Here is a 7,615-nt window from a genome sequence, read left to right as displayed (position 1 = left end):
ATTTATAGTAATTTTTATTAATCATAAATAATTTATCCATTATTCATTAACTTTATTTATATAAATTATAGCATGAATTAAAAAATATGTCAATAGTTTAATCAAAAATTTTTTTTATTTTTTTGTCGTTAAAAAATTAAAATCTGTCATTACGAACGAGACTTGCTTACAGCATGAAAGTCTGCCTCACTTTGTATGATTCACTATTATAAAAAATAAATTTTATAATTTTTCATCTTTCAAAAGATTATTGAATTGGTCTCGAGAATAAACCGTAATTCTATCGTTATGAGAAACATAACTTTTTGCGCTGTTGCTTAATTCTGTAGGAACTATTAATATTCCGTTTTTGGCGTCCACTTCATTAACCATCATGTAGAAATCTCTAATCATAAGTTCGCCTATTGAAGATTTTTTCCACCGTTTGAAAGATATTAAAGTTAAATCTTTTTTACTGCCTTTAATATTATAAGCTAAAAAATTTATTTCGTCTCCGTTAATATTATTATTGAATTTATCCTCATATTCCTGAGCTATTACATATGAAAGCTTCGATGTTATTATATTTTTACATAATTTTCTGAATTCGTTTATATCTAAATCGTATATTTTATCGACTTTTTTAGTTAATATCTTATCACTCGGATGTTCTGCGGAATCGACAACGTTTTTTAAATCTTCCAATATTTTGCCGTCTATATTAATAGTTTTTTCCACTTGTATTAAATTCGACATATAAGACAAATCGACAAAGGAGTTTTCCCATATATTAATTGAAGTTTCCCAAGTTTCTATATTTACCTTATCTATATATTTTTCATAATTATCGTTTATATATTTATTTTCATCCGAATTTTTTAAATCTCTTAAAAGCGTTAGTTGATAATTAGCTCTAATTATTTGATTTAAATATTTAAGTATCGTATCTATATCGTAAATTTCAAATTTAGGGTTATTGAAAGATTTGATAATCTCAAAATATTTTATCGAGAATTCAATTTCTCTTAAAAAATATGAATAAAAAGAGTAATCTAATATTAAATCGGCATAATCTACATTTGAGTTTTTTAAATAAAGTTCATGCAGATTGTCGTAAACCTTTTTAAATCTTTCGTTATCGCCCAATTTATAAAGAATAAATAAATACATCTTATTTATATAGAATTTAAAATCCTCGTCTATATTCTTTTCTATTAAAACGGATTCTATAAAAGATTTTGCTATATTAAGTTCGTCTAAAATTATATACATCGATATTAAACTCTTTTCTATATTATGAACTTCCATAGAATTTCTATTTGAATATTTTAATACTCTTTTATAGAATTCATCTAAAAATTTTATTGATTTGCCATAATCTTTAACGCTGAAGAATGAAAATGCCGCAACTTTAAGGCTATCTACCTCGAATTCATTTTTTGAAAGTAAGGCTTTATTAAAATAATTCGATGCGATTAAATTATATCCGTTTTCCCCCAATATAGTGCCTATTTTTATTATATAAAAAATATTATTAGGTTCTAATTTTATTATTTTAGTCAAATATGCAAAACTTTTCTCTTTCTCGTCTAATTTATCATATTTATCTTCCAGCCTTTTGCATATTTGAAGAGCTTCGGCATAGGCTAAATTATCTAAATAACCAGTATATGCGAGTTTATCGTATATATCCAAAGCGGATTCATAGTCCCCAGTTTTATCTTCAAGATAAGCGAGTTGATACATAGAATCATAATCTTCCGAATCATCTGATAAACCTTTTTTTAATTCGGAAATCTTTTTTAACATATCTTTTTTGACTTTTATTTTATTTTTATCCCTAAAAAGTATTTTTATAGATAGTAAAACGACTAATAAAAAGCATATAACTGCAACGCTATAAATATATATGTCATAATTTATCATCAATAATAATTATCGGCATTTTTCTTTTTTCTTATATTTTCTTTTTAATATAAATCTATAATATTATAATTATTGAAATAGTAAATTAATGAAAAATAATAATAGACATTTATTTATTTTTATAGTAATATAGATATATCAATAATTTTTCAGGTATAAACATGAATTTATTTATGATATCGAGCGAGGCTTATCCGTTTTCAAAAACTGGCGGATTGGGAGATATTGCGGGAAGTTTACCTTTAGCTTTAAATTCTATAAAAATTGATTCTTCTTTGGTAGTTCCTTTATATAAAGACAATTATAAATTTGTAGACAAAAAAAGCGAATATGCGAAACTTAAAATAAAACATGATAAAAACGATATTGAAGTGGAAATTATAAAAATAAAACATCCCGAAAATTTAAACATAACCGTTTACTTTATAAAGCAAGATAAATTTTTTAATAGAAACGGATTATACTCAGAAAACGGAAAAGATTACGAAGATAACGCGAGCAGATTTATTTTATTTTCAAAAGCTGTAGTTCAATTAATAATTTATTTATATAAAAAAGAAAAATTTAAATTGGATATAATTCACTTAAACGATTGGCAGACTTCTTTAATCGCTCTTTATATAAAAGAAGTTTATAACGAAGAAGAAGCTTTGAAAAATTTAAAAGTAATTTTTACGATTCATAATCTCGCCTATCAAGGAAATTTTGAAACGGATATTTATAATCTACTCAATATATCTTGGAAATTTTTCGTTCATAGCAGATTGGAATTTTACGGCAAAGTTAGTTTTATTAAGGCGGGAATAATTTTATCGGATTTAATAACTACCGTTAGTCCTTCTTACGCTAAAGAAATTCAAAGCGAAGGTTTCGGGCTTAATAATTTGCTTGCGGAAAATTCTTATAAATTATTCGGAGTATTAAATGGAGTAAACGATAATTCTTGGAATCCGAAAACCGACAAATATATCAAACATCATTATAGCGTAGATTCAAATATTGATTCGGTAGAAGAATGCTTAAAAAAGAAAAAAATTATAAGAATATCTTTATATAAAGAATTTAATTTAAAGAATAAAAATTTTCCGTTAATAACCATGATTTCAAGATTCGACCCGCAGAAAGGACTCGATTTAATTTATTCTTCGTTTTTTGAACTTTCCACTTATGACGGAAATTTTATTTTCTTATTTTCTAAAAATAATTATTTTCAAAATTTTGAAGAAGAATTTATAAAACGCGCAAATAGAACGAAAAATATAAAAGTTGTTTTCGATTTTGACGAAGCGCTCGCTCATAGATTAACTGCGGGAAGCGATATGTATTTAATGCCGAGTAAATTCGAGCCATGCGGACTCAATCAAATCTATAGCATGAAATACGGAAGTTTGCCGATAGTTCATTCCGTTGGCGGACTCAAAGATACGGTTATAAATTATAAAGATTCTAAATCTTTAAATAAAGCTACGGGATTCGTTTTTAACGATTATTCTGTTAATGATTTTGTAGACGCTATGGATTTTGCTTTTAAAATATATAATAATAAAAAAGTGTGGAATAAACTTATTTATAACGCTATGAATAAAGATTATTCGCTTTTGAAAACCGCTAAAGAATATAAAAAATTATATATAAAATTATTAAAATAAATATAAGGAGATGATTATGCCAAAAGACCCAAGTTTTGATATAGTTTCGGAAGTCGATATGCAAGTAATAGACGACTGCGTTAATGTAGCCCTTAAAGAAATAAATAATAGATTCGATTTTAAGGGACAGAATATAACGATAGAATTAAACAAAGGAGAAAAAACTATTACGATAAACGCTCCAGCGGATTTCGTTCTTAATCAAGTTAGAGATATTTTATTTCAAAAATTTATCAAAAGAGGACTCAATCAAAAATGTTTAAGAGAGAAGAAAAAAGAAAAAGCTGCGGGCGATTCGATTCGCGAAATAAACGAAGTAGTTAGCGGAATAGATAAAGATTTGGCAAAAACGATTGTAAAAGATATTAAAGAAATGAAATTGAAAGTTCAAGCGAGCATACAAGACGAGCAGATAAGAGTATCGGGCGCGAAAAAAGACGATTTGCAAGCGGTTATTAATATGATAAAAGAAAAAGATTATCCGATTCCGTTGCAATTTACGAATTATAGATAATTTTATATATTATTTTTCTTATTGTTTTTTAGTTTAAGCCATTTTGATTTTATTTTATTTGAATTAATCATTAATTTTTTTAATTCGTCAATATTTTTTTTATCCAAAGCCTTTTTAAAATCTTCCAAACGATTTATATATTCCGAAAGCGAGTTAGATAAATATTTTGAATTATACAAAAATAATTCGCTCCACATATTCGCGTCTATAGTTCCGACTCTCGTATGGTCGCTCAAACTGTTTCCTTCATAACCCAGCGATTCTAAAAATTGATTATGATTTACGATTGAACATGCGATAATATGCATAAGCTGACTTGTGAAAGCTATCATATAATCATGTTTTTCGGCGGTTGATAAAATAATTTTTCCGCAGCCCGCGTCTTTCGATAATTTTTCTATTTTTTTTATATCTTCTTTTTTAGCTTTATCGTTCGACAATATTATAGCGTTTGAATTTTTGAATAAACTTTCGGAAGAATTAATATAGCCTCCTTTTTCTTTTCCCGCCATAATATGAAGTCCGACATATTTTTTATTTGAAACGGCGTCAAAAATATCTTTTTTCACTCCGCAGAAATCGGATAATATTTTTTTATTGTCTATTAAATCTTTATACTTTTCTATAATATTCAAAGCGACAGAAGGAAAAGCGCAAATTATGATAATGTCCGCAAAATCGAGAGCTTCTTTTATATTCGAGTAATTAGAAAAACCTCTTTCAATATATTTATCTTTCAAAGCCGACTCAATATTTTTTTTATTTTTATCTATCGCCCAAATTCTATAATTATTTTTTTGAGAATTTTTATTTTTACTTCTTAAAGACTTAACGAGAGAACCGCCAATTAATCCAAGTCCGATAACTAATATATTTGTCATAATGATTTCCTTAATTTTTGTATTTTAAAATGAAATTCATAAAAAAACAATATTTATAATTTTATGATTATGCGCTTGTTTTTATATATTAATAAATATATAATATTGCATAAAATAATCTTAAAAACGGTAGGTTGTTATCTTATGAAAAAAGTTAATTTATGTTTATTAGGCGCTTCTGGGGCGGTTGGCAAAGAAATGTTAAAAATTTTGGAAGAGAGAGATTTTCCAATTAACGAATTAAAACTTCTTGGAAATAAAGACGCGGGCAAAAAAGTAAAATTCAGAAATAAAGAATATACGATTGAAAAAGCGGATAAAAAATCGTTTAAAAATATGGACATTACTTTAGTAGCGGTTGGAAGCGATATAAGTAAAAAATTGAGTCCGATTGCAGTTAAATCTGGAAGCGTGGTTATAGACAACAGCAGCGCTTTTAGAATGGATAAAAAAGTTCCTTTGGTAGTTCCCGAAGTCAATCCAGAAGATGTAAAAAAGCATAAGGGAATAATAGCGAACCCTAATTGCACGACTATAATCGCTTTAGTCGCTTTAGCTCCTTTGCATAAATACGGAAAAATAAAAAGAATAATAGCCTCAACTTATCAAGCGGTATCTGGAGCGGGCAAAGAAGCTATGGAAGAATTGGAACAGCAGGCGAGAGATTGGGCGGAAGGAAAGAAATTTGAAATAAACGCATTTAAATATCAAATATGTTTTAATTTAATTCCTCAAATAGATTCGTTCGATAAAAACGGTTATACGAAAGAAGAATTAAAAATGTTAAACGAAGGAAGAAAAATACTTCATTCTCCAAATTTGAAAGTAAATTGCACTTGCGTTCGAGTTCCCGTATTTAGAAGTCATAGCGAATCGATAACCATAGAAACTGCAAAAAAAATAACTCCTAAAAAAGCGAGAGAATTATTAGCGAAAGCGAAAGGCGTTAAAGTTGTGGACAATCCCGCAAAGTTTCAATATCCTATGCCTTTGGATACGACTAATCAAGATTTGGTATTTGTCGGCAGAATAAGAGAGGATATAAGCGCTAAAAATTCTTTAACTTTATGGTGCGCTGGAGACCAATTAAGAAAAGGAGCGGCAACAAACGCAATTCAAATAGCCGAATTAGTTTTGGAAAATTTGAAAGATAAAAAATAAATAATTTTTCGGAATATATTTTTTATTTAGTTAAATTAAATAATTGTCATTGCAAGTTTTCGTAAAAAACGAAGCAGTCCATACAAAATATATTGCCACGCTCATTTTATTCGCTCGCACACTCTGTGTGCCTTTCGGCAATGACAAATTAAAAAATAACGGACGAAGTCTTAACCTCGCCCGTCTTTAAGTGTGTGAAAATCATATTATATACGCAATTTTAAATTAAAATAAAATTTTTATTTTTTCTTTCTTAATTGCTTTTTTACATCTTTCATAACTTTATTTACGACTTTTTTAGCCAATTTATCTGGCGTATCCATTTTGCGAAAACGAGTTTTAACGCTAGAATCTTCTGCGCTTCCTTGAGCTATTACCATCGAGGTTTCAACTTCTATTACTCTAATATTAATTCTAACGGTTTCATAAATAAGTATGTATTCCTCTTTTAATTTCAAAACATCCTTTTTTCTATCACGGTTCATAGAATATGTATCCAATTTTTCTTCTTCCCAATTATCAATAGTAACCCCTATAAGATAATCGACTTTCATTGCTTTTCCCGCTTTTATTGTAGCGTCCGTTTCATCATCCGTATCGCTTGCTTCTTGCGACTCCATTTCTTTTATAAGTCTTTCAAGTCTCTTTCTATCGGCTACATTAAGCCCTTCTTTGAAAAAAGCTCCTTCCACAGACGAAATATATGAAACCATTTCCTTTGCATCCATAGTTCCTTCTGGCGGCAAACATGCAAATGTAATAGGTTCGTCTTTTGAATAAACGAAAGGAATATTTGCAATTAAAATAAAACTTGTAATTAAAAATTTTTTGAACATTATTAATCTCCTTGATTAAAATTTTAAATTATAATTTTATAAAAGACGCCGCAATTAAATACGGCGTCTTTTTTCTTACTTTTTGTTTTTTATAAATTATTTAACTCTTGCTCCTCTTCCTCTAACTCTAATTTTTGTAGTTAGCCCATCTTTGAAAATCTCATAACGAGGCATAATTAAAAAATCGTAAGTCGTTCCTTTCAAGGCTTCGGCTATAAGTTGTTCTTTCAAAGTGTCGTCTTTGGCGTTATATTTTAATTCCGCCGTTAACACTTCTCCAACCGTTATATCGCTGCCTGAAAGTTGAAGCGATTGAGGAATATTGTCGGCTGAACCAATAGTTTTGCATCCGACAATAAACATTATAAAAAGTAAACAAAAAGTAATTATAAGGTATTTGTTATTCATAGATAACTCCTTGTATAATATTATTTATAACAAATCGAAAGTTTTTAATTTCTTCCGACAAGCTACCAAAATTGAAATATCCGCAAAGCACGGACAAAGTATAAAGTAATTTAGTAAATGTAATAAAGAATTGATTTTTGCAATAGAAAAACCGAGAAAGTTTAAATGAATAACGTAACGTTGCAAGTGCGTTATTACTCATTTAAGCCTCTCTTTTAAAATTTCTTTTATTTATTTAATTAAATAATCAAATAAATATTT

The 7,615-nt window shown here is 27.9% G+C and carries 7 protein-coding genes; 3 read left to right on the top strand and 4 right to left on the bottom strand.

From position 1 onward, the window contains the following. Window positions 1-222: 222 nt before the first annotated feature. Window positions 223-1,905, bottom strand: a complete 1,683-nt coding sequence (locus EZH24_RS04550; RefSeq protein WP_137997935.1) for a restriction endonuclease — start codon at window positions 1,903-1,905, stop codon at window positions 223-225. A 161-nt stretch (window positions 1,906-2,066) separates the two neighbouring features. On the opposite strand from EZH24_RS04550, the gene EZH24_RS04545 reads away from it, so the two are divergent. Further along, window positions 2,067-3,554, top strand: a complete 1,488-nt coding sequence (locus EZH24_RS04545; protein ID WP_137997934.1) for a glycogen synthase — start codon at window positions 2,067-2,069, stop codon at window positions 3,552-3,554. 16 nt (window positions 3,555-3,570) lie between these two features. Further along, a complete protein-coding gene (locus EZH24_RS04540; RefSeq protein WP_137997933.1) occupies window positions 3,571-4,068 on the top strand; it encodes a YajQ family cyclic di-GMP-binding protein in 498 nt (165 codons plus the stop codon). A 2-nt stretch (window positions 4,069-4,070) separates the two neighbouring features. Here the strand turns inward: EZH24_RS04540 and EZH24_RS04535 are convergent, their stop codons facing one another. Next, window positions 4,071-4,949: a prephenate dehydrogenase gene (locus EZH24_RS04535; protein ID WP_137997932.1), complete on the bottom strand. Its 879-nt coding sequence runs from the start codon at window positions 4,947-4,949 to the stop codon at window positions 4,071-4,073. A gap of 144 nt (window positions 4,950-5,093) precedes the next feature. On the opposite strand from EZH24_RS04535, the gene EZH24_RS04530 reads away from it, so the two are divergent. Then, window positions 5,094-6,110 carry an aspartate-semialdehyde dehydrogenase gene (locus EZH24_RS04530; protein WP_137997931.1) on the top strand — a complete coding sequence of 339 codons (1,017 nt, stop codon included), beginning with the start codon at window positions 5,094-5,096 and terminating at the stop codon, window positions 6,108-6,110. A 239-nt stretch (window positions 6,111-6,349) separates the two neighbouring features. On the opposite strand, the gene EZH24_RS04525 is transcribed toward EZH24_RS04530, so the two are convergent. Next, window positions 6,350-6,946 (bottom strand): hypothetical protein, encoded by a 597-nt coding sequence (locus EZH24_RS04525; RefSeq protein ID WP_137997930.1) that lies wholly within the window; start codon window positions 6,944-6,946, stop codon window positions 6,350-6,352. Window positions 6,947-7,042: 96 nt separating this feature from the next. Further along, window positions 7,043-7,354 (bottom strand): hypothetical protein, encoded by a 312-nt coding sequence (locus EZH24_RS04520; RefSeq protein WP_137997929.1) that lies wholly within the window; start codon window positions 7,352-7,354, stop codon window positions 7,043-7,045. Window positions 7,355-7,615: the final 261 nt, after the last annotated feature.

It is taken from the genome of Brachyspira catarrhinii (assembly GCF_005518285.1).
GTDB classification, from domain to species: Bacteria; Spirochaetota; Brachyspiria; order Brachyspirales; family Brachyspiraceae; genus Brachyspira; species Brachyspira catarrhinii.
The sequence above is the reverse complement of the archived record's forward strand: the minus strand, read 5'-3'. Positions and strand labels throughout refer to the sequence as shown.

Coding starts and splice junctions, on each gene's coding strand:
- EZH24_RS04540 (WP_137997933.1), top strand. CDS start 3,571: ATGCCAAAAGACCCAAGTTTTGATATAGTTTCGGAAGTCGATATGCAA.
- EZH24_RS04535 (WP_137997932.1), bottom strand. CDS start 4,949: ATGACAAATATATTAGTTATCGGACTTGGATTAATTGGCGGTTCTCTC.
- EZH24_RS04520 (WP_137997929.1), bottom strand. CDS start 7,354: ATGAATAACAAATACCTTATAATTACTTTTTGTTTACTTTTTATAATG.
- EZH24_RS04525 (WP_137997930.1), bottom strand. CDS start 6,946: ATGTTCAAAAAATTTTTAATTACAAGTTTTATTTTAATTGCAAATATT.
- EZH24_RS04545 (WP_137997934.1), top strand. CDS start 2,067: ATGAATTTATTTATGATATCGAGCGAGGCTTATCCGTTTTCAAAAACT.
- EZH24_RS04530 (WP_137997931.1), top strand. CDS start 5,094: ATGAAAAAAGTTAATTTATGTTTATTAGGCGCTTCTGGGGCGGTTGGC.
- EZH24_RS04550 (WP_137997935.1), bottom strand. CDS start 1,905: ATGATAAATTATGACATATATATTTATAGCGTTGCAGTTATATGCTTT.